Source organism: Alkalicoccus saliphilus, from assembly GCF_003044065.1.
Lineage (GTDB): Bacteria > Bacillota > Bacilli > Bacillales > Salisediminibacteriaceae > Alkalicoccus > Alkalicoccus saliphilus.
The window spans coordinates 76,700-102,978 of record NZ_PZJJ01000009.1; the positions used below are offsets into that span (position 1 = coordinate 76,700).

The following is a 26,279-nucleotide window of genomic DNA, read 5'->3' on the forward strand; positions in this document are numbered from 1 at the left end:
TTTCTGTTTCCTAAAGAAAGTTTCACGAAAGACTCAGAAGGGTATCAAACTTTTAAGCCTGATCAAGGAGGAAGTATAATGCCTAAAACAATATTTATTACTGGAGCCGGAACCGGCCTCGGAAAAGGAGCTGCTCTCGGCCTCGCTAAAAAAGGACATAAAGTAACAGCGGCGGTCGAGATCATTTCCCAGGTCACCCCGCTGAGGGAAGAAGCGGAAGCTGCCGGAGTGGACCTGGAAGTTATTAAGCTTGATGTAACAGATAAAAAAGATCAAAAAATTATTGAGGATTACGATTACGACGTTTTCGTCGCCAATGCAGCCATTGGAGAAGGTGGTCCGATTTCGGAAATTCCGGTGGACCGGGTACGGGAAATTTACGAAACAAACGTATTCAGCACGCTGGAAAACGCCCAGATTGCCGCGAAGAAATTTGTGGAGAAGAAGCAGGGGAAAATTATTTTCCTCAGTTCGATCGTTGGTATTGTAGCAATGCCGTATCTTGGCGCTTACAGCTCTTCCAAGCATGCTGTGGAAGGAATCGCGAAGACGATGAGAGCGGAGCTTAAAGAGCACGGAGTCCAGGTTGCAACTATTAATCCCGGACCATTTGAAACCGGCTTTAATGACCGTATGTTTGAAGAAAAATGGAAATGGTACGATGAAAACGAAAACTTCACGAAGTTGGAATCGATACGTGAAACGGAAAAAATCCTTGATGAGCAGTTTGATCCGGAAGATATGATCCGTAAAATGGTCGAAGTGATCGAAGCGGATCAGCACGCCTTCCGAACAGCCCATCCGCAGGATACAGAAGATCAGATGAAGGACTTCGAAAAGAAAACATGGGAAGATAAAGTATAGATTTATTTTCGGATCTTTCAGCCGGGAAAAACTGGCATAACGAAAGAACCCCTGCAGCTGCAGGGGTTCTGTTGTTTATAAGTCTCTGCCGCTTCTCCATTGCGACGAAGGAGGATAGTGACAGAGCTGTTTATAAAAGGGGGAGGGATCAGTCATCTTCCGGTTCGTTGATATAGCGTTCGAGGGAGGGCGGTTCATATTCCTGCATATTATCAATCAGCCGGGCAGAGTCTGTACCAATCTGGATCATGGACAGGTAGCTTTCATGAAGAAAGCCTTCATAGACCATGTGATCCAGCATGTTCAGCATTGGATCATAAAATTCCTCAATGTTCAGAATACCAATGGATTTTTTGTGAAGACCAAGCTGGGCCCAGGTGAAAATTTCGAAGAATTCTTCCATCGTCCCTGCACCGCCGGGAAGAACGAGAAAAGCATCAGCCGTATCGGCCATCATGGATTTACGTTCGTGCATGGAATCCACGATGATTAAATCCGTCAGCATTGGATGGGCAATTTCTCTTTCCTGAAGCATCTTTGGCATAATGCCCGTAACCCTTCCACCTTCCGCAAGGGCTGCGTTGGCCGTGATACCCATCATTCCGACGGCGCCGCCTCCGTAGACGAGTTCAATCTCCCGTTCAGCCAGAACTTTTCCGAGCTTTCTTGCTTCTTCTTCATACAGAGGTTTTTTGCCTCTGCTGGATCCACTGTATACTGCAAGTCGCTTCATTCTCCAACTCCCCCTTTGAGAACCGTATAATAGGTAGCTTACCCTTTATTCTAACATTTTTAACGCATTATGACTTCTCTTTTATACAGAAGCAGGAAATTTTGATGAAAGGAACGTTGTTTAATCGAGGTTTCGCGGAATCTCCCGATGTTACGAGCCGGTTTTGGAGGCTTCCTTGAAAATAGCTTGTTGATGAGAGGGACATAACCAGGTGCCCTCTCAGCTGCGGCTCTCCTGACTTCCGGAAGGATCTCAGCACCTCTGCCTTGATCCCGGTTTTGCGGAATAAAGAACAGTGCCTATTAAAACAAAGGCGGCTGTTTACAGAGTCAGAAACTAATTATGGAGTTCAATCTAATATGGTAACAAAATTGTCACGTGCGGATATCAATAAAGGTGTGTTACAATAATGTAAACGTTTTCTTTGTTGTGAATAAAGGATTTTGACAATTTACGGCGGTTATCCGCTTTTTTTTTTGAAATGGTTTGTGAAATTGAAAACATACAGTGAAGGTTGTGCAGGTGATATGCGATGATGAAAGGATTTTCCCATTATTGGACAAAAAGACAAATAAAAAAACAGCTGGCAGCAGTAAGAGAAGAAATTCCTCCGACGATGGTTATTCAGAACGTGACGTATTTAAACAGTATGCGTCGTTCCTGGATCAAAGCCAACATCTGGGTTTATTACGACCGGATTATATATATCGGAGAGGAAATGCCCTCAGATACAAGTGGAACAACAATTGTTCCTGCAGAAGGAAAATTTGCTGTACCGGGGTATATTGAGCACCATGCACACCCGTTTCAGCTTTATAATCCGCTGACACTGGCGAAATTTGCGGCCGAGCGGGGGACGACGACGCTTATAGGAGACAATCTTCCGTTTATGCTTCATCTTCCGCGTGAAAAGATTTCGTCTCTTCTTGAGGAACTGCAGCGGACGCCGGCATCGCTCCTCTGGTTCGCCCGCTTTGACCCTCAGACAGAACTGCAGAACGGAGCAGATATTTTTTCCTACGCCAACATTCGTGCGTGGCTGAATCACCCGTATGTTGTTCAGGGAGGAGAGCTGACTGACTGGCCCCGGGTATTAAACGGAGACGAGCAGATGCTTCACAGCATGCTTGAAACGAAGGATCTGCGTAAGCCGATCGAAGGCCACCTGCCGGGGGCCGGTGGAAGAACATTGACGCAGATGGCACTTCTCGGAGTGAACGGAGATCATGAATCGATGACAGCAGAGGATGTATTTGCCCGGCTTGATGCGGGCCTGACAGCATCGCTTCGCTATTCCTCCATCCGGCCGGATCTTCCGGAGCTGCTCCGGGGGCTCCATAATGAAGGCCTCCATTCCTACGATTCCCTCCTGATGACGACGGACGGTTCCCCTCCGCACTTCATGAAAGACGGGATGATGGAGCACTTGATTCAAATCGCTCTGGATGAAGGGGTGCCGTTTATCGATGCGGTGCATATGGTGACATGGAACGTTTCAAGACATTTTTACATGGATGACGTACTCGGAATTCTGGCGCCGGGGCGCATTGCAAATATTAATCTCCTTGAAAGCCGGGAGAATCCGATGCCGTGTGATGTACTTGCAAAAGGGAAATGGGTAAGAAAAAATCACGAGCCGTGCTTCCCGGAAAAAGAAATCGACTGGGCCTCCTTCGGTCTTGAAGAGCTGGATTTAAGCTGGGATCTAAAAGAAAGTGATTTTCATTTTTCGATGCCGCTTGGAATGGAAATGGTAAATGAGGTCATTATGAAGCCTTACCAGACAAAGCAGAACCAGGCTGCGGATGAACTTCCGGAAGATTCCGATGAAAACTTTATGGTGCTTCTGGACAGAAACGGCAGATGGAACGTGTCAACGTTCGTAAAAGGTTTTGCTAATAATATTCACGGGTTCGCCAGTTCCTTTTCGAATACAGGTGACATTCTGCTTATTGGAAAGAGCAAGCAGGGACTGAGGGAGGCGTTTTATGCGTTAAAGGAAAACAAGGGCGGAATTATTCTTATGGATAAAGAAGGAGAGGTCACAAAAATCGACCTTCCTATCGGTGGTATTTTCTCCGAAAAAACGTTTGATGAAGGGCTTGTATCCCAGGAAGAGGACATGCGGCAGGCCCTCAAAGAAAGAGGATACACCTTCAGTGATCCGATTTACAGCCTTCTTTTCTTTTCAGCAACCCATCTTCCCTACGTGCGGATAACCCAGAAAGGGATTGTGGACGTAAAGAAGAAAAGGGTACTCTTTCCCGCACTTATGCGTTAAACTATAAAAGTATAAGGTCAATATGAGAAAGGCAGATGAAGATATGAAAAAGGTTTCCGGGGTATACCTGTGGAGCGGCTTTCTGTTTGTGGCACTTCTGACAGCCTGTTCAGAGAATAACAATGAAACGAACAACGATACAGAGGAAACGGACGACACGGCACCGCTTACAGGTGTTCCTTCCGACGAAGAGCTGACCCACCGGACGCTAGGCGTGATGCTTGGGAATTCCAGTGACGCCCGACCACAGTCCGGTCTTCATGAAGCAGATATTGTCTATGAAGTACTTGCTGAGGGAAATGTCACGCGTCTTTTAGCCATTTATCACAGCACGCGCCCGGAAGAAATCGGCCCTGTGCGGAGTGCGAGAAGCTATTATATTGATCTCGGGAACGGCTATGATACTATTTTCGCTTCAGCCGGCGGAAGTCCCGATGCCCTCGATATGATGGAGCGTGGAGAAGTGGACTATCTCAGCGGACTGGCGTATGAGGGGACATATTTTCAACGTTCGGAAGAAAGAGTAGCTCCTCATAATCTGTACACGAGCTATGATGACCTTGAAGCAGCTGTGGAGGAAACCGGGTATGAATGGACAGGAGAACCGGAAGCTCTTACTTTCACAGAGGAAGTACCGGAAGAGTGGGAAGAAGCCGGGGAAATTTCGGTTTCCTACGGTGGAAGCAGTAATGAAATGGAATTTCATTTTGAGGAAGAAGCAGAAGGCTATCTTCGTTCTGCCGGTGGAAATGAAAATCAGGACCCCGCTTCAGGAGAACCTGCTTCTCCCCGAAATGTGCTTATAGTGGAAGCTTCCCATGAAGTGATTGATGATTCCGGCAGAAGGGAAATAGATACGGAGGGCGGTGGGCCGGCGTATCTTTTCCAGGATGGTCATGTTCAGGAACTGGAATGGGAAAATAATGAGGGGCGCCTGCTTCCAGTCCAGAATGGAGAAGTTGTTCCTTTTCTTCCCGGAATGACTTGGATCAGCTTTGTACGGGAAGATCTGGAGGAACACGTATCCTATGAATAACGGCGTTTTTCCCGCGCCGCGGAAGATAATTTGGAAGTGAGGTGAGAGCATGCAGATTGATAAGCTGCGAGGCAAAGAACTGGATCAGCTATTTGAAGCGATCCTCAGCCTGAAAGACAAAGAGGAATGCTACCAGTTTTTTGATGATCTGGCGACGATGAATGAAATCCAGTCCCTTGCCCAGCGGCTGGAAGTTGCACGGATGCTGATGGAAGGAGATACGTATCAGCGTATCGAGCAGCAGACAGGTGCCAGTACTGCGACTATTTCCCGGGTGAAACGCTGTATCAACTACGGCAACGACGGATACAAATTCACGCTCGACCGGGTTTATGCTACGGAAAAAGCCCGGGAATAATAAAAAAAGCTGTTCTGCAGAACGGGAGGCCCCGTACAGCAGAACAGCTTTTTTGTAGAAAGCTATGTTAAAGTCGGCTGTTGCTAACTGGAGAAAAACTTCGCTTTCCACCGGCCTGCCGTGGAGGAGATTTTCAGCTTCCTTTTGCTTACGCCCTGCGGGATCTTCCAATCTCCTTCTCCCACGGGCCGACTCCCGCTTCTTATTATCTTCAAAGGAAAAGAAAAGTTCTGCTTTTTATGAGCATTGCTCTTAATTCCGTAAAACCGATACCCAGGTGATTTTTCGAGACGCCTGCGGACAAAGAAAGCATGAAGATCCTCCCTGACAAAAGGACGGGATAGCTTGAAGACTTTCTCTGCGGCAAGCAAAGAAAAAAGAGCGGCAGGCAGCCTTGAATAACAACACGGAGTTTGTTTCTTACGCACCTTTGGTGAAAAATATGTTATATATTACAAAAAAGATAATTTAACCTAAAAGTCCACTATCGTTTGGAACGCCCCAACAGCTTTTTAAGTAGAGTTTCCTTGCATAATCAGAAGCTGGAAAGCCAAGTTCCTTTTCTTTACGTGAGAACCCGGAGCTTTAACAGAGACACTTATGCAAAATTGTTGAACCATGATGGATGAAAACACCTTTCTCTATCGTTCGTTTTACATCTTCTTCTTGTTCCTTCAAAAGACGATCGAACGTGGTCGTTTTACCGGAAGCTGGAGTGGACATGGAGGAACTCCAGAGCGATGAAGGCCGAGCCGAAGATCCGTTCAGGAGGGTAGAATTAGCTGAGTCCGGCCCGCTCGGAAAGCCTCTCCATGGAAACGAAAGCGAACGTTCCTTTTTTTTATTTTCAAGGCAGCATTGTACAAAGAAGAAAGAATTTCAATCGAGTCCCGATCCGATTTTTGATATACTATTGCACAGATAAAAAACTCATCGAATGAAGGGGAATATTTTTTATGAAAGCCTACAATGAATGGAAGCACGTATTCAAACTGGATCCGGCAAGGGAAATATCCGATGAAGACCTCGAAAAAATCTGTGAATCCGGGACAGACGCAGTTATAATCGGCGGAACGGACGGAATAACAGAAGACAATACGCTTGATCTGCTGATGCGGGTCCGGTGCTACAGTGTTTCCTGCGTGCTGGAAGTGAGCACGATGCAGGCAGTGGTCCCCGGTTTTGATTATTACTTAATCCCCTCTGTCCTGAATTCCCGCCATAAAACATGGATCATCGGACTCCATCACCGTGCCCTGAAGGAATTCGGACACCTTATTGGCGATGAAGAAATTCTTGCAGAGGGCTATTGTATTCTAAATCCGGACGCGAAGGCGGCCCATGCAGCAGATGCTGAAACAGAGCTGGATAAAGAAGATATTACGGCTTATGCGAGAATGGCGGACCAGCTTTTCCATCTGCCGATTTTTTACATGGAATACAGCGGTATGTATGGTGATCCTGAACTGGTCAATGAAGTGGGACGCGTTCTGGAAAATGCCCGGCTTTTTTACGGCGGTGGCATCAGCGGGCCCGAACAGGCTGCAGAGATGAGTCTGGCTGCGGATACTATCGTCGTAGGAAACATCATCTATGAAGATTTGAAAAAGGCATTGAAAACCGTCCGTGCTGTTCAGTAGGTAACTGTACTTTGACCGGGGTGTAAGATATAATATAAAAATTAAGAACAGATGTTTGGAGTGTAAAATATGAAAAATGCATTATTAACCGGGCTTAACCCGGAGCAGCAGAAAGCGGTCAGGCATGATGAAGGACCGCTATTAATTATGGCCGGAGCCGGCAGTGGTAAAACGAGAGTACTTACGCACAGAATAGCTTATTTGATCAGTGAAAAAGGAGTACCTCACTGGTCTATTCTCGCTATTACGTTTACAAACAAGGCGGCCAGAGAAATGAAGGACCGTGTCGCTTCCATCATAGGCCCCGGAGCAGAAGAAATGTGGATTTCCACGTTCCACTCCATGTGCGTGCGTATCCTCCGGCGGGATATTGACCGCATCGGTTTCAACAGAAATTTTACGATTCTCGATTCCGGAGATCAGCAGACCGTCCTGAAGCGGATCATTAAAGAAATGAACCTCGACCCGAAAAAATTTGATGCCCGCTCGATGCTTGGGTCGATAAGCAGTGCCAAAAATGAATTAAAAACGGCTGCGGAATTCGGTAAATCAGCGAATGGTTTTTACGAAGAAACGGTGTTTGAAGTGTACAAACGCTATGAAAAAGAACTGCGACGCAATCAGTCCCTTGATTTTGACGATCTGATCATGACGACGATCCGTCTGTTTGAACAGGTTCCGGAAGTACTGGAGTACTACCAGCGGCGTTTCCGTTACATTATGGTAGACGAGTATCAGGATACAAACCGTGCCCAGTACAAGCTCGTACAGATGATGGCGGACCGGCATAAAAACCTGTGTGTAGTAGGAGATTCCGATCAGTCGATTTACCGCTGGAGAGGGGCGGATATTCAAAATATTCTCTCCTTTGAAAAAGACTATGACAACGCTGCAGTTGTCATGCTGGAACAAAACTACCGGTCTACTAAACGCATACTGAACGCAGCGAATGCGGTCATTGATAAAAATTCAGGACGGAAGCCTAAAAATCTCTGGACAGAAAATGTAGACGGAAACAAAATCATTATGTATGAAGCGGATAACGAACATGCAGAAGCGCGTTTTGTTGTAGGTAAAATGAAAGAAATGATCGACAGCGGCAAATACAAGCCATCGGATATTGCTGTACTTTACCGGACAAACGCCCAGTCACGGGTGATGGAGGAGCTGCTCGTCAAATCGAACATGTCCTACTCCATTATCGGCGGTACAAAATTCTACGACAGAAAAGAAATTAAAGATCTGCTTGCCTATCTGCGTCTGATTTCGAATCCCGCGGATGACATCAGCTTCCGCAGAATTGTCAACGTTCCGAAGCGCGGAATCGGCCCGACAACGGTGGAAAAAATTCAGGCGTATGCGACCCACCACGATCTTTCCTTGTTTGATGCAGTACAGGAGATTGATCAGGTGAACCTCAGTGCGCGCTTTACAAAAACGCTGCAGGAGTTTGCCGGCCAGCTGCGGGGCTGGGTGGAAATGCAGGAATATCTGCCTGTAATGGAACTTGTTGAGGAAATGCTCGAAAAAACCGGATACCGCGAAATGCTGAAGCAGGATAAAAGCCTGGAAGCGGAAGGGCGTCTGGAAAACATCAATGAATTCCTCACTGTCGCAAAAGAATTTGAGGACGTGAGTGAAGATAAGACGCTGACAGCGTTTTTAACAGACCTTGCTTTAATTGCTGATATTGATCAGGTGGATGAAGAAGACGAAGAGGCGAAGGAAAAATCGCTTCTTATGACGCTGCATTCCGCCAAGGGACTCGAATTTCCGATCGTCTTTCTTATCGGTCTGGAAGAAGGGGTTTTCCCCCACAGCCGTTCGCTGATGGAGGAAGCCGAAATGGAAGAAGAGCGGAGACTGGCTTACGTAGGCATTACGCGGGCCGAACAGCAGCTGTTTATCAGCCGGGCGCGTATGCGCACGCTGTACGGGAAAACAAACATGAACCCGCCTTCCCGTTTTCTGCATGAACTGCCTCAGGAACTGGTAGAACAGCCAGAGGCGGAGAAAAAAGAAGCGCTGCCGTGGGGGCAGACCTCACGTGGTTCATCAGGTCCAGCTGGAAAGCCGGCATCCCGCAGACCCGGAAAACGTGCAGCTGCTCCAAGAACAACGACGACTGCTGGAGCCACGTTTGACTGGAAGGTCGGGGACCGGGCCGCACACAAAAAGTGGGGAACCGGAACTGTTGTCAGCGTGAAAGGAAGCGGCGAAAATATCGAACTGGATATCGCTTTTCCTGAAGCAGGAGTGAAACGGCTCTTCGCCAAATTCGCACCGATTACGAAAGAATAGAGGTGGCCCCGTTGAATGAAGTTAAAGAAAAACTTGACCGGCTGACAGAGCAGCTGAAAAAATATGCCTATCAGTATTACGTTCTTGATGCCCCGGAAATATCTGATCCTGAATACGATCAGCTGCTCCGGGAACTGATGGAGCTGGAAAAAGAACACCCGGCATATCAGCATGAAGATTCACCGACAGTCCGCGTCGGTGGAGAACCGCTCGACTATTTCCGTAAAGTGCAGCACGACGTACCGATGCTGTCTTTATCCAATGCTTTTGATGCCGCTGAACTGCGTGATTTCGACCGCCGGGTCCAGGACGGGCTCGGCTACGCACCGGTCTACAGCTGCGAAGTGAAAATTGACGGTCTGGCGGTGAATTTAAAATATGAAGAAGGGAAATTCGTACTCGGTGCTACTAGAGGAGACGGAGAAACGGGAGAGGACATCACTTCCAATCTTCGGACGATCCCTTCCATCCCTTTGAAATTGAAAGAACCGGTTTCTATTGAAGTACGCGGAGAAGCATTTATGCCGAAGAAATCATTCGAACGGCTGAACGCAGCAAAAGCGGAAAGAGAAGAAGCACCATTCGCCAATCCCCGCAATGCAGCAGCCGGCTCTCTCAGACAGCTGGATCCTAAAATTGCAGCCAACCGGCATCTGGACATATTTATTTATTCTGTAGGGAAGCTTTCAGACCAGCAGCTGACTTCCCATCACGATGCTTTGTCATACGCGAAAGAGCTTGGATTTAAGGTGAACCCGGAAACGCGCCAGTTTGATTCGATTGAAGGCGTGATAGAGTTCTGTGAAGGCTGGCTCGAGAAACGGCAGGACCTTACGTACGAAATCGATGGAATCGTAGTGAAAGTTGATAAGCTGGAAGATCAGGTGAAGCTCGGTTTCACAGCCAAAAATCCCCGCTGGGCAACCGCTTATAAATTTCCCGCAGAAGAAGTCGTAACAAGGCTCCGATCCATAGAATTGAATGTCGGAAGGACGGGGGCGGTAACGCCGACTGCTCTTCTTGATCCTGTCAGTGTAGCCGGCAGTACCGTTCAGCGGGCAACGCTTCATAATGAAGACTTGATCCGGGAGCAGGACCTGAAGCTCGGAGACAAGCTTGTTATAAAAAAAGCAGGAGACGTTATACCTAAAGTCGTCCGTGTGCTGTCCGATGAGCGGACCGGGGAAGAAGAAGACTTTGTCATGCCGTCAGAATGTCCGGAATGCGGCAGCGAACTGATTCGGATCGAGGGAGAAGTAGCTCTGCGCTGCGTAAATCCAAAGTGCCCGGCACAGATCCGGGAAGGTCTGATTCATTTTGTCTCCCGGAACGCCATGAATATCGACGGCCTGGGTGAAAAAGTTATCACGCAGCTTTTTGAACACGAACTTGTAGAAGATGTAGCGGATCTGTACCGGCTGGACCGCCAAGAGCTTCTGAAGCTCGAACGTATGGGAGAGAAATCGGTCGATAATCTGCTGGAAGCGATCGAAGCAACAAAAAACAACTCGCTTGAGAAACTTCTGTTCGGTCTTGGTATCCGCTACGTCGGGTCAAAAGCAGCGAAGACGCTTGCGATGCATTTTGAAACTATGGAAAAACTGCAGGAGGCGGATGTGGAAGATCTTACCGCCGTCAATGAAATAGGCGGAAAAATGGCAGATGCCATCGTTGCCTACTTTGAGCACGAAGAAGTACAGCAGCTTTTGAAAGAGCTTAAAGATCTGGGAATCAACATGACTTACACCGGGCCGAAACCTGCCGCAGCTCCTGAAGATTCAATTTTTTCCGGAAAGACTTTTGTACTGACCGGATCTATGGAGGAAATGACGAGAAAAGAAGCAGCACAGGAAATTGAAGTCCGCGGTGGGAAAGTAACTTCCAGCGTTACGAAAAGTACCGACGTGCTCGTAGCCGGAGAAAAAGCCGGTTCGAAGCTCGACAAAGCGGAAGACCTGGAAATAAGCGTGTGGGACGAACAGACTTTCATCGAAAAACTGAAGAGCGGGGAATAGCAGACTTGTTTAATCTGCGGTTTCTTAAAAGCTCCTGGTTGTTTTTTAAAGCACCAGGAGCTCCTTTCTCGTTAGGCTTTGTTCGCTCGTGGCTGCTGGACAGAACTCCGCTTTAGAAGTGCAGGAGGTCTGAAGCTTCCATGGGAATCACTGATATATCAGCGGTACAAAAATGTAAAAGTGACTTCCGATAATTGATGAATTTTGGCAGACAGAATGAAGGCAGGCACTGTGACAGTCTGCGGCAAAGATCATGTCCTGTCAGGACAGAACTGAATTTTAAGAATGATTACTTAGTTTATACTGTGAAAAGAAGCTGGATTGTCGGTGCTGTTTGTGAGAAAATGCAGGGAGAAAACAAACGGGGCGGTGGAGTGTAACAAATGAAAAATGTATGGATGGCAGCGGGGCTCATACCGCTTGGATTTCTTATAGGATGTTCGCCGGCAGTGCAGGAAAATGAGGAAGAACCGGAAATGGTGGAAGATGTGCAGGAAGAAGAGGAAGAAGAATACGTTATTACCCCCTCTTTGAATACGTCAGAAAATTATTATCGTAATGTGCTGGAAGGCGGCACTTACATACGCAGCGATGCAAGAGGTAATACCGCTCATGCGATGAATAACCGGGTCGACATCGAACAATTCGAGCTAGGTCTGATGGAAATAGCGATGGGAACATTTTCCCCGGAAGATTATTACTTTCAGGAAGGGGATAATCTCAGCGGGGAAGTGCTGAACAGCTGGCTCCGAAGATACGAGTCATCCCAGGATGAGGAAGATCTGGATGAAGACGAAGACGAAGCCTATGAATCTGTGGAGGAAGAGCATGAAGTAGAGGAGTCAGCGGGACTTAACCCGCCGCTCGCCGACGCAGACGATGACGAAGAAGCGATGAGGGAAGCCCCGCTTATTCTATCTAATATTATTGAACATAACTACTATTCCGGAGACGATGAAGACGTGGAACTGAGCGGAGTTGTTATGGGAATCTCTGTACGTTCTGTGTATTATTTCCGTACCGAAGATGAAGACGGCTACTATTTCCATGAGCAGGCAATAGATGAAGAGACGGCGCTCGACTACGCCGAGGATGCTGCCGATGAAATGCTGGAACGTATGCGGTCTGTTGAAGAACTGGAGAACGTTCCGGTAACCTTTGCCATTTTTCACGAGCAGCCGCGGGGGTCTGTGAACCCGGGAACATTCAAACGGACAGCTGAAGCGGGTTCCGGAGACACGGAGCTCTCCGGATGGGATTCGATCAACGAGCAGAATTTCGTATTTCCTTCCAACGCTGCACGGGATGAACATCCGGCAGCCGCAGAGCGCTTCAGTGAATTCAAGGAAAACATCAGTGACTTTTTTGATTACCCTGCCGGCGTCATTGGAAGAGGGCGGTATAAAGACGGGACGCTGGATGAAATGAAAGTGGAAATTAATCTGCAGTCTCACGGAAAAGCTGAAGTCATTGCCCTGACCCAGTATATTTCCAGCAGGCTGGAAGATGTTTTTCAATCTCAGGCACCGGTCTATGTGTATATCGATTCGGTCGAAGGACGCGAAGCCGTCATTATTCAAAACCCTGGAGAAGAGCCGACGATGCACGTATACAGATAAAATACGGCTTCCCATGAACCAAAGCCTGTCAGACACCGCTCTGACAGGCTTTTAAAATCCCGGCGAGACTTTTAGGGAGCATTTCGGGAGAGGAGCAGCCGCTCAGGCACGTATAAGCGGAATAATGGCACAGAAAAGCAGCCTGAGTTAATGGTTGATGAATAACAGTGACACGGAGAGGGCGAGGTTTCATAGAAACTTGAATCCATCACTGTCTAAGGCTTTCGGAAAGCCCGTGCTGATTGCCTATCCGGTGCTTCTCTGGTATCATCATACTATTGCGAATACAGTGATATAAGGAGGCAGAAATAGATGGAACGAATTTCAAAAGAACAGGTTCGTCACGTTGCTGATCTGGCACGTCTGCAGCTGCAGGAGGAAGAAGTCGAGCATCTCGGAAGTCAGCTGGATGATATTATTTCCGCTGCAGAGCGGCTCAATGAACTTGATACCGTCAATATTAAACCTACATCCCACGTTGTTGACGTAAGAAACGTAATGCGGGAGGACGAAGTAAAGCCGTCGCTTTCCCAGGAAGACGTACTGAAAAACGCACCGGCTCAACAAGATGGACAGATAAAAGTACCTTCCGTACTGGAATAGGAGGCAGGATAGCATGGAACCATTTGATTATTCATTAAAAGAACTAAGCCGCCGTTTACATAATGGGGATACGACTGTAGAGGAGCTCGTAAGAACATCCCTGAAACGTATTGAAGAAGTGGATGAGCAGATCGGTGCTTTTCTGCATGTGGACCGGGACAATGCTCTGGAGAGAGCGAAAGAGCTGGATCAACAGCTGAAAAATGGTGAGGCGGATGCTGATAACGTTCTTTTTGGCCTGCCGATGGGGATAAAGGACAACATGGTTACTAAGGGAGTACGTACAACATGTGCGAGTAAAATTCTTGATAACTTTGTACCGGTTCATGATGCCACCGTCGTTGAAAAACTGTATGATGCTTCAACGGTGATGATAGGTAAGCTGAACATGGATGAATTTGCGATGGGCTCGTCCAATGAAAACTCTGGGTATAAAATTGTCCGAAATCCTTGGCACCTTGGTCACGTACCAGGCGGATCGAGCGGAGGTTCTGCTGCTGCGGTGGCTGCAGGGGAAGTTCCTTTTTCTTTAGGCTCTGATACAGGAGGATCCATCCGCGAGCCGGCTGCCTACTGCGGAGTGGTCGGTTTGAAGCCGACATACGGACGGGTTTCCCGTTTTGGACTGGTAGCTTTTGCTTCTTCCCTGGACCAGATTGGACCGATTACCCGCTCTGTAGAAGACAACGCCTACGTGCTCCAGCAGATTGCCGGACACGACCCGCGTGATTCTACAAGCGTCGGTAAAGAAGTGCCGAACTATCTGGAAGCTCTCACTGGAGATGTTAAAGGTCTCCGCATCGGAGTTCCAAAAAACTATATGGGAGAAGGTGTCTCAAAGGGTGTCCGTGACCGTGTATGGGAAGCACTGGAAGTTCTTAAGGAACTTGGTGCCAAGGTGGAGGAAGTCAACCTGCCGCATACAAAGTACGGCATGACAGCCTACTACGTGCTTGCCTCTTCGGAAGCCTCTTCCAATCTGGCCCGTTTCGATGGGATCCGGTATGGGATTCGGAGCGAAGGGGAAAATCTGATCGAAACTTATAAACAGTCACGGGAAGAAGGTTTTGGGGACGAAGTAAAGCGCCGGATTCTTCTCGGTACTTTTGCTTTAAGCGCCGGCTTTTACGATGCTTATTATTTAAAAGCACAAAAGGTAAGAACGTTAATAAAACAGGATTTTGAGGATCTTTTTCTGAATTATGACCTGATCATTGGACCAACTTCTCCGACGACGGCTTTTCAGATTGGTGAGAATGTCGACGATCCACTGACGATGTATGCCAATGATGTTATGACGATTCCAATCAATATGGCAGGGGTGCCGGCTATCAGCGTACCGTGCGGTTTGTCCGACGGCATGCCGGTCGGACTGCAGATTATCGGGCGTCATTTTGATGAAGCGACCATTTATAGGGCGGCGCATGCTTACGAGCAGGCTGTTAACTTTAAGCATGCTCCTCAATTCAAAGGAGGTGCCCACGCATGAGTTATGAAACAATTATAGGTCTTGAAGTGCACGTCGAACTAAAAACAGAATCGAAAATATTCTGCGGCTGTTCCACTGAATTCGGGGCGCCGCCCAACACGCAGACTTGTCCCATCTGTCTCGGACATCCAGGGGTGCTGCCGGTACTTAATAAACGTGCTGTTGACTACGCGATGAAGGCTGCAATGGCTATCAACTGTGAAATCAACGATATGTGCGTTTTTGACCGTAAAAACTATTTTTATCCGGACAATCCGAAAGCCTACCAGATCTCCCAGCTTGATTATCCAATCGGAGAAAACGGCTGGATCGACATTGAAGTGAACGGTGAAACAAAGCGGATCGGTATTACCCGTCTTCACTTGGAAGAAGACGCCGGCAAACTGACCCATGTGGACGGAGAGAACTATTCTCTTGTCGACTACAACCGCGTAGGAACTCCGCTTGTAGAAATTGTTTCCGAACCGGATATCCGCACGCCGGAAGAGGCGTATGCCTATTTGGAAAAACTGAAGGCGATTATGCAGTACACGGAAGTATCCGACTGTAAGATGGAAGAAGGCTCCCTCCGGTGTGACGCCAACATCTCCATTCGTCCAAAAGGCCAGAAAGAATTCGGAACGAAAACAGAATTGAAAAACCTCAATTCATTCGCGCATGTTCAAAAAGGTCTTGCCTATGAAGAAACACGCCAGAGAGAAGCAGTCGACAACGGTGAGACTCTCCGTCAGGAAACGAGGCGGTGGGATGATGCCCAGAAACAGACCCTTCTCATGCGCACAAAGGAAGGCTCTGACGATTACCGGTATTTCCCGGATCCGGATCTGGAAAACCTGTATATCGAAGAGGAGTGGAAAGAAGAAATCCGTGCGACAATACCGGAGCTTCCGGACGCACGTAAAAAAAGGTACATTAAAAAGTATGAACTGCCGGAGTACGATGCCGGTGTGCTGACCCAGCAGAAAGCAATGAGTGATTTCTTCGAAGCAGGGCTGGAAGAAGGTGCTCCAGCCAAGCCGCTCTCCAACTGGCTGATGGGGGAAGTGAATGCCTATCTGAATCAGGAAGGCAAAGATCTCCAGGACGTACCGCTCACACCAAAATCTTTAGCCGGCATGATTCAGCTGATTGAAGAAGGAACGATCTCTTCTAAAATTGCTAAAAAAGTATTTAAGGAACTGATTGAAAAGGGCGGCGACGCCAAGCAGATCGTTGAAGACAAAGGGCTTGTACAGATCAGCGATGAAGGAGCCATACGCAGCATGGTCAACGACGCGCTGGACCAGAACGCCCAGTCGGTGGAAGACTACAAAAATGGAAAAGGCAAGGCGATCGGTTTTCTCGTCGGCCAGGTGATGAAAGCATCGAAAGGGAAAGCAAACCCGCAGCTCGTCAACAGCCTGCTGCAGGAAGAGATCGATAAAAGGTAATATAGGATGTTAATTATACGGCTCATTTTTTCGGCCGTTTAATCAATACGGTGAAAAGGCACCGGGTCCTCAGGCCCCGGTGCCTTTTTTTTCTGCTGTGGGGGGAGTGGTTCAAGTAAGTTATTCAGGCTTTTTCAGTCGGCAAAAGAGAGCATATTATCAATCTTGATTTGTATTTATGAAATTCGTTTATATACCAGTTGAACCAGTTCGCATAGTGAAAGCGTTTAATAAACGAGGTATTTTACTATAGACAGGGATCTATCCTATCTGGCTGTCACTGAAACGCTGGAGAGCTGTTTAAACTGCTGCTATGCCGGTTTACTCATGGAAGCAGCATCGTTATAATTATGGGCGTGCGTTTCAAATGAACGGATAGAAAGGTTGTTTTTAAATGAATATTCTCGGTACATTTCTTGTACGAACTGCTGTTTACGCTGCGTTATTAACAGGAGGCATTGCTCTCCTTATTCATACAGTCTCTGCTGTCATGCAGGGGGAAATTGTTGTTTATTCATGGTCAGCACTGCTGCTTTTCTCATTTGCTGTGTTTCTTTGGATTATTCCGGTGCAGATTATTGACTGGCTGAAACTTATAAAAGTCCAGCAGAGAATGAAGCGGATTATTTTCCCTTATCTCGTGACATTAATCCAGGTGATGCTGTTTGCGATGTATACGGCTGCTTTAAGCAGTACGATTCAGGACATCACGTTTTCGGCACTCGGGCTCTCTATAATTGTTATGGCTGTAGCATCAGGAGCGCGCCTGCTTTATACAATGATGCTCCGCTCGATCAGAAAGTATAAACAGCCACGTGTCCGGGTAACCGCTGAATAAGAAAGATAGCATAACTTATACGGTTAGACTGAGCCTGTCAGGTGCCTTCACCCGGCAGGTTTTTTTACGTTCCGAATAAAATTGCAGCCAGTAAATGAAAAAATAAGCAAGCGAAAGAAAAAGGAAGGGAAAAAGAGAATGAAGAAGCAGGTTTTATTTAATTAATAATTCTGAATATTTACAATAGATATTTAATGAAATATACTCTTCGTAAGCAGTTGGATCAGCTGCAGAAAGTGAAAGGAGAGATGCGATCGGACACAGTTTTATTTATCCACACATAATTGGCTGAAAGGAGGAAAACATTAATTAATGGATGATGAATCGATAACATAAGCGGTCCCGTGCAAAGAAGCAATAGCATGGGGCCGCTTTACTTTGCGTGCTGTTCATCCAGTATTTGTGGTATAATGAGCTGGATTATACTGAGGAGAAATCTGGGGGATGTGACATGGTAAAAAAAGCAAGACTGATATATAACCCAACTTCAGGCAGGGAGCAGGTTAAAAGACATCTGCCGTACATACTGGAAACACTGGAAAAAGCGGGGTACGAAACGTCCACTCATGCTACCACAGGACCGGACTGTGCTAAAAAGGCAGCTGCCCTCGCCTGTGACCGCGGATTTGATTTTGTGATTGCAGCAGGCGGGGACGGTACGATTCATGAAGTTGTCAACGGAATGGCGGAAAAAGACCACCGGCCGCTGCTGGGGCTTCTTCCCGGTGGAACAACAAATGACTTTGCACGTGCGCTGCATATCCCTAAAAATATTGTAGAAGCCTGCGATACACTTGTCGAAGGAAAACAGAGAAAGATTGATATTGGACGCGTAGGGGAGAAGTATTTTGTTAACATCGCCGGAGCAGGAACTTTAACAGAACTCACCTATGAAGTGCCGAGCCGGTTGAAAACAATGATGGGACAGATGGCGTACTACGTGAAAGGCTTTGAAAAGCTGCCGCGAATTAAGCCGACGTACGTGAAAATTAATTACGATAATAAGCTGTTCGAAGGAGAAATCATGCTTTTTCTCGTTTCGAACACAAATTCTGTCGGTGGTTTTGAAAAACTTGCTCCTGACGCTTACCTGGATGACGGATTGTTTGATCTCATCATTGTTAAGAAGACGAATCTGGCAGATGTCGTCCGTCTCGCAGGTGCAGCGCTTCGGGGAGATCATCTGGAAGATGACCGCGTCCTTTACGTGCAGGCAGCTGATATCGAGATCCAGGCAGAAGACCGGCTGGAGCTGAACCTTGACGGCGAGCACGGGGGAGCGCTTAAAGAAAAGTTTGTTAATCTGCACCGGCATTTTACAATGATGGTGCCGGATCAGAAGCACAACTGTTTTTTAGAAGATAAAAATTTATAAAGTTGAATTAACTTAACAACAAATTATCAATAATTTAATCTAATATTTAAAAAGTTCAAAAAATCTTAACATTTTGCTTGAATTAAAGGTTTAGTTGATCTATACTATGATTCATAGCTTAATAAAAATATGCGCAGTCGGGTAGAGAATATGAGACACCCTCTTACGTGTAACTTCTTCTTGTCATAGGAAGAAGTATGCATGCAGGAGGGTGTTTTTTTAATGCTATGTGCAAGCGCATACATAAAATAGGAGGGTTTTTTATGAAGAAACTTAGTGTAGCAGTATCCGCAGTAACTTTAGGAGTCTTGACTGCCTGTGGTGGGAATGGTGATGAAGGCAATGAAGGTGGGGGAAGTGTTTCAGTTTATTCTCCTGAAACGCCGGAAATGACGGAAGAGCTGGCTCAGGCTTTTGAAGAAGAAACTGGTATTACGGTAAACGTCAGCTACGCCGGAACAAACAACCTTGTTAATCAGATGATAGCCGAAATGGATAATCCGCAGGCGGATGTATGGTATGGAGGGGGAGGCATTCTTCCTTTTGAATCAGCGATTGAACACGGGTTTATAGAACCATACACTCCGGAAGCTGTGTCAGATTGGGATGTTTATGAAAATGATATTAAGGTACGGCACGAAGATTGGATGTGGACAGGTGTAGAAGTGTTTGTTCTTGGACTTGTTTACAATACAGAGCTCGTAGATGAGGATGAACTGCCGGAAACTTGGGACGACCTCCTTGATGAGCGTTGGGAAAACGAACTGCAGATGCCAAACCCGGCAGCGTCAGGAACAGCTACCCTTCTCGTGTTGAGCCAATTAATGGAAAAAGGTGAAGATGAAGGCTGGGAGTATTTTGATCAGCTGTATGAGCAGATGAATGCGATGCCGGACTCTGGTGGAGCGCCTTCACAGGCAACAGGAACTGGTGAAGCAGAAATGGGAGTCGGTTTCGACTTTATGGCTTATCAGATGCAGGAAAGAGGCGAAACGGTTGATTTCCATGTTCCCGAAAACACTCCCATTCTTGTAAATCCAGTTTCCCTTGTAGAAAATGGGCCGAATCCTGAAAATGGACAGAAGTTTATAGACTTTATGCTGTCAGAACAAGGACAGGAAATCAAAGCTGACTGGAAGCATATTCCTATGGATCCTAATGTAGAATCTCAATCACCTCTTACTTTGGACGAGTTACAGGACAGTGCGATGGACCTCGATATCGACTGGGTAGTTGATAATTACGATGATGTACGTAACCAGTGGAGAGAGCGCTACCAGTAAGGGTCGCAAATTACTATAGGAGGAATTATTCATGGGATCTGTACAAGTTAAAAATCTGGTGAAAAAATATGATAAAGCAATTGCGTTAAAAGGAGTGGACCTTGATATTAAGGAGGGCGAATTTTATGCCCTCCTGGGCCCTTCCGGCTGCGGGAAGACTACGACTATGCGCTGTATTGCAGGGTTTGAGACTCCTACTTCCGGAGAAATCTTAATTGGTGACAAAGTAGTAAACAATGTCCCTGCCAACAGAAGAAACTGTGGCATGGTTTTCCAGAGCTATGCTTTGTTTCCGCATTATAATGTTTTTGAAAATGTAGCTTACAGTCTGACGATAAGGGATCTTTACTCTGGTTCACTCGGACAAAGAATAAAAACATTTGGAAGATTAATGAGTAAACGCTTAGGTAAGCCTACAAAAGAAATTGAGAAAAAAGTGCAGGACGCCCTGGATTATGTAGAGCTCGGACACTTGGCCGACAGAGGAGTAAACGAATTATCCGGCGGTCAGCAGCAGCGGGTTGCACTAGCCCGGGCCCTCGTAATGGAACCTTCTGTGCTTTTAATGGACGAACCTCTTTCAAACCTGGATAAAAAATTGAGAAATACTATGCGTACCACTATTAGAAAAATACAGCAGGATTTGAAAATAACTACTATATTCGTAACTCATGACCAGGAAGAAGCAATGAGTATGGCTGACCACGTAGCAGTTATGCGTGATGGAGAAATTGTACAAATGGCCACTCCGACAGAGCTTTACAGTAACCCTAAAGACCCGTTTGTTGCGGATTTTGTAGGATCCTCCAATATTTATAAAGGACAGGTCCTGAAGAAAAATGAAAAAGGAAATACAGTCGTTAAGATTACTGACGAAATAGTGCTGGAATCAGAAACCCACACAGACAAAAGCGAAGTGGAAGTACTCGTGCGGCCGGAAGGAATCGAAATTATACGGGAAGCCAGTACTCCAAAAACAGAAAATGTAGTGGAAGCAAAAGTTAAAGTAAGTACATATCTTGGCCCGACGATCAGGTATGATATTGAGCTTGATGGAATGGATGTAATGGTAGAAGAAGAGTTTCAGCCGAATACAGCCCTTTATAAAGAAGGAGATATAATTAAAGTTCACCTTCCGAGTGAAAGGGTGTTGCTGATATGAGCAGTGTAAATCAGGATAAACAGCCTAAAAAAGACACGAAGTTCCGAGGATGGCTGCGGACGATTGACAGTTTGAAAGTGATGAAATGGGTCGTCTACTTATTTTTCTTTCTCTTTCTCGTTCTGCCATTAGTTTCAGTGTTCCTCGTGAGTTTTACCGGCCAGCCGGTGAATCTGCTTGGATCCTTAGTGAATCCCGACATTATGGCTACGAATATAGAACGGTTAAGCAATGCTTCATTTGAGCATTACAGTCTTTTGTTAGGCGGGACGTACTTTTCAGCTCTGCAGAACAGTTTAGCGTTAGCAATTGGAGTTTCCATTTTAGTTATATTAATGTGTATTCCCCTGGCGTATGCTTTTGCCAGAACCACGATGCCGTATAAGAAAACGCTGGCTGCACTTTGTACTATTCCACTAATCGTTCCAACATTTATTTCCGCAGCAGGTTTTATCATCATGTTCGGACGTACCGGCTGGGTGAATACGATGTATCAGTCGCTTGGTTTCGATGGGGTTTTGATTGATGCTTATTCGATGACATCTATCGTACTGATTCAAGTGTTTTTCTTTTTTCCATTTGCTTTGTGGCCTATGGTAGCAGCTTTTAAGATAGCTGATATTTCATTAGAAGAAGCTTCCAATAATATGGGTGCGAAAAACTGGTCAACAATGGTGTTCATTACTTTCCCGTTAGCAATACCGGGTATTATATCAGCGGCTCTTCTTATATTCACGGTGAGTTTCTCTGATTTTGGTACACCAATTATTCTTGCACCTGATGGGCTGAATTTAATTGTAGTAGAAGCTTACAGAGAAATATCAGGTTTCTTTAACTGGGCTGGAGCTTCCATTTTAACTATCGTTATGGTTGCGGTTGCCGCTATCTTTTTCTGGCTGCAGCGATATGTAACTAAAAATATGGACTACGGGACACTTTCGGGTAAGCCGAAAGGAACGAAATTAAACGACAGCAAAATCGTAACACGATCTTTACTCGTATTTACAATCCTTGTTTTGGTTCTGCCTATGTCTGCGATTTTCTCTGTACTTCTTCAGTCATTTGCTACGACGTGGGGGACAGGTCTACTGCCACGAGGATTTACTATGGACCACTATGCAACTGTCTTTACTCGTTCCGGGGATAACATTTTAAACAGTATTCTTCTGGCTGGTGGAGCTTTAATAATAAGTGTCATAGTGGCAACGCTGGTATCTTACTTTGTAGTTCGGGAAAATACTTCCAAACTAGATTTTATGTCTTCCATTCCACTCATCGTCCCGGGTATTGCTCTTGGTATTGCTTATATTCAAACATTCAATACCGCACCACTTCAGCTGACGGGTACTGCCTTTTTATTAATTGTTGCTTATGCCGTTCGACGTATGCCATACATGATCAGATCTACTATGGGAACTATGATGGCCATTAAATCAGATATTGAAGAAGCTGCCGTTAATCTAGGAGCATCTAAACTGGTAGCTATTATTACAGTTGTAGGACCGCTTATGCTTCCAGGCATTGCTGCAGGTTCAATACTGGTATTCGTTACTGTAATTAAAGAAACGAGTATTACCGTATTGATGGCACCTTCTGACTGGGCACCAATGAGTTTGATGGTCTTCCAGAATCTACTGCGCGGGGAAGTATATACCGCTTCTGCTATGGCTATGCTGATTATTGTGCTTGTAATTATATTGCAGACGGCAGCAAATAAAATCACGAAGAATTCTCTTTACTAATGGCTGCCTTTGATCAGAAAGGATTCATTATTGATCTGGACGGTACGGTGTATTTACAGGATAAGCTGATTCCGGGAGCCGTTGAAGCTATTAATCAGCTTTATGAAAAAGGGCATAAAATTTGCTTTCTTACTAATAATCCTACAAAACAAAATTCAGCATATTATCATAAGTTAAAGGACATGGGGATTAAAACCGTAAAAGAAGACATTCTTTCCGGCACGTATTTAAGTGCATTGTTTTTGAAAAGAAACATGCAGGAAGGAGATCTTTTCTGGTCGGAAGGAGAGGATGCTCTAACTTTTGAACTTAAAGCGGCAGGGCTTCCAATGGCGTCTTCCCCTGAAATGGCTTCTAAAGCTGTTTTAGGAGGAGGGCCCTCCTTTTCGTTTGATTACCTTAACAACATGGTTCAGGCATATTTAAGCGGAGCGGAAATTTACGCTGTTAACCCGGACCCTTCCTGCCCTGTGGAAAACCAGCTGATCCCGGATACAGGAGCCTGGGTAGCAGCGATGCATTCGTTAATGGCCGAAGGTGAGAAGATAGAAATTATAGGTAAACCTTCGAAAAATGCTGCCGAAACTGTTATTCAATATTTAAACCTTCCTCCTGAAAAATGCTTTGTAATTGGTGATAGGATGGAAACGGATATTTTGATGGCCCAGGATTTCGGGATGAATAGTATTCTTGTTTTAAGCGGTGTAACTAAAAAAGAGGACCTGCTGACTGAAAAGAAGATAAAGCCTGATTACGTGTTGACAGACATATCAGAACTCTCTAATCTTAAAATAGTATAAGTATGCATCACGAGAGGCTGGAAATGAAATTGACGACAAAAAAATCACACGATATTGTGGACTTAATTGATTCTCAGGTAATAGCAGCTATAAGTGACCCTTCTCAAATTGAAACCGCTGTGCATAGTCAGTGTAACGTTGCATTTTTACTAACAGGAGATATTTGTACATTAAACCAGATGGTTGACAAACTGCAGGGTGGGGGAATGGCTGTTTTTATCCATTTAGATCTTATAGAAGGTTTGAAAAGTGATAAAAAAGCAGTGGATTACATTGCAGAAAACATAAAACCTGAAGGAATTATTACGACTAAGCCTTTCCTCATAAAATATGCTAATACTGTCGGACTGATTACGATACAAAGGCTTTTTTTATTAGATACGACAGCTCTTGAAAAAGGGATACAGATGATTCAGTCTTCGAAACCCGATGCCATTGAAATGCTGCCCGGTATTATACCTAAAGTCGTTGACCGTATAGCTTCAGAGTATGAGATTCCTATTATTACCGGGGGCTTGATAGAGACAAAAGAGGAGATCATGACAAGTCTTGAAGCGGGAGCCCTTGCCACTTCTGTCGGAAGAACATCGCTATGGAACCTGGATCTCTAGAAGTGTAGGGGATATCTGTTAATTCAGCCTGCTGTGCTTTTTAGACAGCAGGCTTTTTCAATGAACTTAAAATATGCATTAAAAACAGAATATAAAAAGTATTATATTTATTTGGAAGACAGGAATGCAAAGACGGAAAACAGAAAGAAGGGGTAGTATGCCTGCATCAAATAAGGCTGAGATGACGATGTATTTCTCAAATGATTTAAACCCTCTGATGGAATTAGTGGATGATTTTAACACCCTTCCTGTAATATATATTTACATCGGTCATGAAAGCACTTTAGATTACAGCTCATTTATCGATGCTCTCTTAAGAGAAACACCGCACAATTTCAAACTTTATCTTTTTATCAATCCATACATGCATGAAAGTCCTTTTATTCAGAAATTAAAAAACGATATTTCTTTTACAAGTATTAATTATTGCTTCAGGCCCTCTGGAAATTTTATTGCCACAAAAGAATCCGTTTTTATTAGTAATGAATACGGTATATTCATAGATGAAAAGTTCAGTGATGCGAAAGGGTTCATATCTAAAGATACTAAAATAATTAATAAACTGATCTCTCCTTTTCTACAAATACTTAATAAAAACAACTTAGACAAACAGAGTGTGAGAGATTACAAAGGGACAAGGTTTATTGCTGAAATAGAATATTATAGAAATCAATTAACATTTTTAATACGGGAATTCGAAAAAATTGTTACAAAGTCGTACAATGTTGAACAAAGTTATTCTAACAGGGAAACTAATTCATATTCATTAGATAATTGGTCCAAACGTATGCTTCATACAGTGAACTCCCTGCAAGCTTTAATTGCTGACTACAAAGCTTCCAATCCAGGATTTGATCAGTTCGACAAGGATGATGGGGGAATTAATGAATTAAACAGTCTATTAACCCAGCTGGAAATTAATATCTCTAATGAAGAAGAACCGTTTACCTCGAAAACCTTACATAATCCTTACGAGGAAATCGGTTATAATACGGAGCTGATAGAAGAATACTCGGATATTTACAGTCATCTTATTGGTATGGTAAACGATAACATTAATAATTCGGATAACTACATGACCACTATAGAAGAAACTTTAGATGAAATGAAAAAAACAGCATCCAGTTATCTGAAAGCGCATTCAGAAGTGCATGAAAAGATAGCAGGGCTAATTTATTATTTAAACAGGACAGTTTTTAGTATAAAGTGCCTTTAAAAATACAGTAGGCTCGTGAAATACAGATGAAAAAGACAGAGGGAAAAGTTAATACTTTTCCCTCTGTCTTTTAATTTATACGACCGGTCCACCCGGCTGAACGCTCTGTTTGTTCAGCTGATTATCCGGCTGTTCTGACGAAATTTCCACTTCCGGCTGAACACCGGTGGTTTCCGTCTTTACAGCCGTCTGGCGGTCAGATTCTTTTTTGACCTGGCGGAGATAATAGATGAAAGCAGCTCCACGCATGATGCCTTCAAGGTCTTTTTTATCAATGTAGTTGAGGGCTGCTGTTGCACGGTCGTGCTTTACGGATGTAAAGCCGGCCATAGTAGCTGTCAGGTGATGAGCCGCCTGACCGGTATCGTGGACGATGTCAAAAAGCGGGTTGAGCTTTCCGATTTTTTTATTCAAATCCACGAGAGTTTCATTCGTGTTGTAGAGAATAAGGGAAGTTTCATTTGTGATTTCTCCGACGCTCTTATTCAATGTAGAAACCGTTTCTGCCGTGTTATTCAGCGTATCTGCCAGTTTCTGGAGAACCGGACGAAGAAAGAGAACTCCGAGAAATAAAGCTACACCAATAACTAGTACACCAATTCCTAACCAATCCATATGTAACACCTCATTTCAAAAATTTGGTCATAACATCATTATCCCGTTAATTGCGTCTGAAAGCAAGCTGCTGCATCGATCTCCGGTTTCTTTTTAATAGAAAAAGAAAAGAGCGGGATAGACAGCTTTTTACGAGCTGATCTGACTTTCCCCCGTTAGGTGGATACGTTTTTATTACCCCTCTTTTCCAATTAATAAACAACCTTTGCAGAACGAACATAAGTATAAAGAAGTGTTTTGAAATAATGATTAAAAAAACGTTTACATT

General features: G+C 45.1%; 22 protein-coding genes. 20 read left to right on the forward strand and 2 right to left on the reverse strand.

Annotated features, from left to right (window positions below; translation table 11 throughout):
• Window positions 1-78 precede the first annotated feature (78 nt).
• Window positions 79-864: an SDR family oxidoreductase gene (locus C6Y45_RS07430; RefSeq protein ID WP_107584599.1), complete on the forward strand. Its 786-nt coding sequence runs from the start codon at window positions 79-81 to the stop codon at window positions 862-864.
• A 148-nt stretch (window positions 865-1,012) separates the two neighbouring features.
• Here C6Y45_RS07430 and C6Y45_RS07435 read toward each other — a convergent pair whose 3' ends face one another.
• Window positions 1,013-1,597 carry an LOG family protein gene (locus C6Y45_RS07435; RefSeq protein WP_107584600.1) on the reverse strand — a complete coding sequence of 195 codons (585 nt, stop codon included), beginning with the start codon at window positions 1,595-1,597 and terminating at the stop codon, window positions 1,013-1,015.
• Window positions 1,598-2,129: 532 nt separating this feature from the next.
• On the opposite strand from C6Y45_RS07435, the gene C6Y45_RS07440 reads away from it, so the two are divergent.
• The 19 genes from C6Y45_RS07440 (at window position 2,130) to C6Y45_RS07535 (ending at window position 25,396) form a co-directional block, all read left to right on the forward strand.
• Window positions 2,130-3,878, forward strand: coding sequence for an adenine deaminase C-terminal domain-containing protein (locus C6Y45_RS07440; RefSeq protein ID WP_107584601.1), 1,749 nt, complete (start codon window positions 2,130-2,132; stop codon window positions 3,876-3,878).
• A gap of 43 nt (window positions 3,879-3,921) precedes the next feature.
• Entirely contained in the window at window positions 3,922-4,914 is a 993-nt protein-coding gene (locus C6Y45_RS07445; protein WP_218017799.1) for a DUF3048 domain-containing protein, read from the forward strand.
• Between the two features lie 49 nt (window positions 4,915-4,963).
• Complete coding sequence (locus tag C6Y45_RS07450; RefSeq protein WP_107584603.1) at window positions 4,964-5,272, forward strand: YerC/YecD family TrpR-related protein; 309 nt, start codon at window positions 4,964-4,966, stop codon at window positions 5,270-5,272.
• Between the two features lie 691 nt (window positions 5,273-5,963).
• Window positions 5,964-6,197, forward strand: coding sequence for a hypothetical protein (locus C6Y45_RS17840; RefSeq protein ID WP_107584604.1), 234 nt, complete (start codon window positions 5,964-5,966; stop codon window positions 6,195-6,197).
• A gap of 31 nt (window positions 6,198-6,228) precedes the next feature.
• Window positions 6,229-6,912 (forward strand): heptaprenylglyceryl phosphate synthase, encoded by a 684-nt coding sequence (gene pcrB / locus C6Y45_RS07460; protein WP_107584605.1) that lies wholly within the window; start codon window positions 6,229-6,231, stop codon window positions 6,910-6,912.
• A gap of 69 nt (window positions 6,913-6,981) precedes the next feature.
• Complete coding sequence (gene pcrA, locus C6Y45_RS07465; protein WP_107584606.1) at window positions 6,982-9,213, forward strand: DNA helicase PcrA; 2,232 nt, start codon at window positions 6,982-6,984, stop codon at window positions 9,211-9,213.
• Between the two features lie 2 nt (window positions 9,214-9,215).
• On the forward strand, window positions 9,216-11,228 hold the full coding sequence (gene ligA, locus C6Y45_RS07470; protein ID WP_107584607.1) for an NAD-dependent DNA ligase LigA: 2,013 nt from the start codon (window positions 9,216-9,218) through the stop codon (window positions 11,226-11,228).
• 383 nt (window positions 11,229-11,611) lie between these two features.
• A complete protein-coding gene (locus tag C6Y45_RS07480) occupies window positions 11,612-12,847 on the forward strand; it encodes a CamS family sex pheromone protein (RefSeq protein WP_107584608.1) in 1,236 nt (411 codons plus the stop codon).
• Window positions 12,848-13,159: 312 nt separating this feature from the next.
• Window positions 13,160-13,450 carry an Asp-tRNA(Asn)/Glu-tRNA(Gln) amidotransferase subunit GatC gene (gene gatC / locus C6Y45_RS07485; protein ID WP_107584609.1) on the forward strand — a complete coding sequence of 97 codons (291 nt, stop codon included), beginning with the start codon at window positions 13,160-13,162 and terminating at the stop codon, window positions 13,448-13,450.
• Between the two features lie 13 nt (window positions 13,451-13,463).
• Window positions 13,464-14,939, forward strand: a complete 1,476-nt coding sequence (gene gatA, locus C6Y45_RS07490) for an Asp-tRNA(Asn)/Glu-tRNA(Gln) amidotransferase subunit GatA (RefSeq protein ID WP_107584610.1) — start codon at window positions 13,464-13,466, stop codon at window positions 14,937-14,939.
• Complete coding sequence (gatB, locus tag C6Y45_RS07495; protein ID WP_107584611.1) at window positions 14,936-16,369, forward strand: Asp-tRNA(Asn)/Glu-tRNA(Gln) amidotransferase subunit GatB; 1,434 nt, start codon at window positions 14,936-14,938, stop codon at window positions 16,367-16,369. The genes gatA and gatB overlap by 4 nt, the downstream gene beginning before the upstream one ends.
• A 394-nt stretch (window positions 16,370-16,763) precedes the next feature.
• Entirely contained in the window at window positions 16,764-17,207 is a 444-nt protein-coding gene (locus C6Y45_RS07500) for a hypothetical protein (RefSeq protein WP_107584612.1), read from the forward strand.
• Between the two features lie 451 nt (window positions 17,208-17,658).
• On the forward strand, window positions 17,659-18,582 hold the full coding sequence (locus tag C6Y45_RS07505; RefSeq protein ID WP_107584613.1) for a diacylglycerol kinase: 924 nt from the start codon (window positions 17,659-17,661) through the stop codon (window positions 18,580-18,582).
• A 263-nt stretch (window positions 18,583-18,845) separates the two neighbouring features.
• Window positions 18,846-19,865, forward strand: a complete 1,020-nt coding sequence (locus C6Y45_RS07510; protein ID WP_107584614.1) for an extracellular solute-binding protein — start codon at window positions 18,846-18,848, stop codon at window positions 19,863-19,865.
• A 31-nt stretch (window positions 19,866-19,896) separates the two neighbouring features.
• Window positions 19,897-21,027, forward strand: a complete 1,131-nt coding sequence (locus C6Y45_RS07515; protein ID WP_107584615.1) for an ABC transporter ATP-binding protein — start codon at window positions 19,897-19,899, stop codon at window positions 21,025-21,027.
• Window positions 21,024-22,769: an ABC transporter permease gene (locus C6Y45_RS07520; RefSeq protein ID WP_107584616.1), complete on the forward strand. Its 1,746-nt coding sequence runs from the start codon at window positions 21,024-21,026 to the stop codon at window positions 22,767-22,769. The genes C6Y45_RS07515 and C6Y45_RS07520 overlap by 4 nt, the downstream gene beginning before the upstream one ends.
• Window positions 22,769-23,569, forward strand: a complete 801-nt coding sequence (locus tag C6Y45_RS07525) for an HAD-IIA family hydrolase (protein WP_107584617.1) — start codon at window positions 22,769-22,771, stop codon at window positions 23,567-23,569. Before C6Y45_RS07520 ends, C6Y45_RS07525 begins: the two co-directional genes overlap by 1 nt.
• Window positions 23,570-23,592: 23 nt before the next feature.
• Window positions 23,593-24,180, forward strand: coding sequence for a glycerol-3-phosphate responsive antiterminator (locus C6Y45_RS07530; protein ID WP_107584618.1), 588 nt, complete (start codon window positions 23,593-23,595; stop codon window positions 24,178-24,180).
• Between the two features lie 157 nt (window positions 24,181-24,337).
• Window positions 24,338-25,396 (forward strand): hypothetical protein, encoded by a 1,059-nt coding sequence (locus C6Y45_RS07535; RefSeq protein ID WP_107584619.1) that lies wholly within the window; start codon window positions 24,338-24,340, stop codon window positions 25,394-25,396.
• Window positions 25,397-25,471: 75 nt separating this feature from the next.
• Here C6Y45_RS07535 and C6Y45_RS07540 read toward each other — a convergent pair whose 3' ends face one another.
• Window positions 25,472-26,011, reverse strand: a complete 540-nt coding sequence (locus C6Y45_RS07540; protein ID WP_107584620.1) for a DUF948 domain-containing protein — start codon at window positions 26,009-26,011, stop codon at window positions 25,472-25,474.
• Between the last annotated feature and the right edge of the window lie 268 nt (window positions 26,012-26,279).

Bases quoted from the DNA above. Each gene is read 5' to 3' on its own strand.
- C6Y45_RS07430 (WP_107584599.1), top strand. From the start codon at position 79: ATGCCTAAAACAATATTTATTACTGGAGCCGGAACCGGCCTCGGAAAA.
- C6Y45_RS07435 (WP_107584600.1), bottom strand. From the start codon at position 1,597: ATGAAGCGACTTGCAGTATACAGTGGATCCAGCAGAGGCAAAAAACCT.
- C6Y45_RS07440 (WP_107584601.1), top strand. From the start codon at position 2,130: ATGATGAAAGGATTTTCCCATTATTGGACAAAAAGACAAATAAAAAAA.
- C6Y45_RS07445 (WP_218017799.1), top strand. From the start codon at position 3,922: ATGAAAAAGGTTTCCGGGGTATACCTGTGGAGCGGCTTTCTGTTTGTG.
- C6Y45_RS07450 (WP_107584603.1), top strand. From the start codon at position 4,964: ATGCAGATTGATAAGCTGCGAGGCAAAGAACTGGATCAGCTATTTGAA.
- pcrB (WP_107584605.1), top strand. From the start codon at position 6,229: ATGAAAGCCTACAATGAATGGAAGCACGTATTCAAACTGGATCCGGCA.
- pcrA (WP_107584606.1), top strand. From the start codon at position 6,982: ATGAAAAATGCATTATTAACCGGGCTTAACCCGGAGCAGCAGAAAGCG.
- C6Y45_RS07480 (WP_107584608.1), top strand. From the start codon at position 11,612: ATGAAAAATGTATGGATGGCAGCGGGGCTCATACCGCTTGGATTTCTT.
- gatC (WP_107584609.1), top strand. From the start codon at position 13,160: ATGGAACGAATTTCAAAAGAACAGGTTCGTCACGTTGCTGATCTGGCA.
- gatA (WP_107584610.1), top strand. From the start codon at position 13,464: ATGGAACCATTTGATTATTCATTAAAAGAACTAAGCCGCCGTTTACAT.
- gatB (WP_107584611.1), top strand. From the start codon at position 14,936: ATGAGTTATGAAACAATTATAGGTCTTGAAGTGCACGTCGAACTAAAA.
- C6Y45_RS07500 (WP_107584612.1), top strand. From the start codon at position 16,764: ATGAATATTCTCGGTACATTTCTTGTACGAACTGCTGTTTACGCTGCG.
- C6Y45_RS07505 (WP_107584613.1), top strand. From the start codon at position 17,659: ATGGTAAAAAAAGCAAGACTGATATATAACCCAACTTCAGGCAGGGAG.
- C6Y45_RS07510 (WP_107584614.1), top strand. From the start codon at position 18,846: ATGAAGAAACTTAGTGTAGCAGTATCCGCAGTAACTTTAGGAGTCTTG.
- C6Y45_RS07515 (WP_107584615.1), top strand. From the start codon at position 19,897: ATGGGATCTGTACAAGTTAAAAATCTGGTGAAAAAATATGATAAAGCA.
- C6Y45_RS07520 (WP_107584616.1), top strand. From the start codon at position 21,024: ATGAGCAGTGTAAATCAGGATAAACAGCCTAAAAAAGACACGAAGTTC.
- C6Y45_RS07525 (WP_107584617.1), top strand. From the start codon at position 22,769: ATGGCTGCCTTTGATCAGAAAGGATTCATTATTGATCTGGACGGTACG.
- C6Y45_RS07530 (WP_107584618.1), top strand. From the start codon at position 23,593: ATGAAATTGACGACAAAAAAATCACACGATATTGTGGACTTAATTGAT.
- C6Y45_RS07535 (WP_107584619.1), top strand. From the start codon at position 24,338: ATGCCTGCATCAAATAAGGCTGAGATGACGATGTATTTCTCAAATGAT.
- C6Y45_RS07540 (WP_107584620.1), bottom strand. From the start codon at position 26,011: ATGGATTGGTTAGGAATTGGTGTACTAGTTATTGGTGTAGCTTTATTT.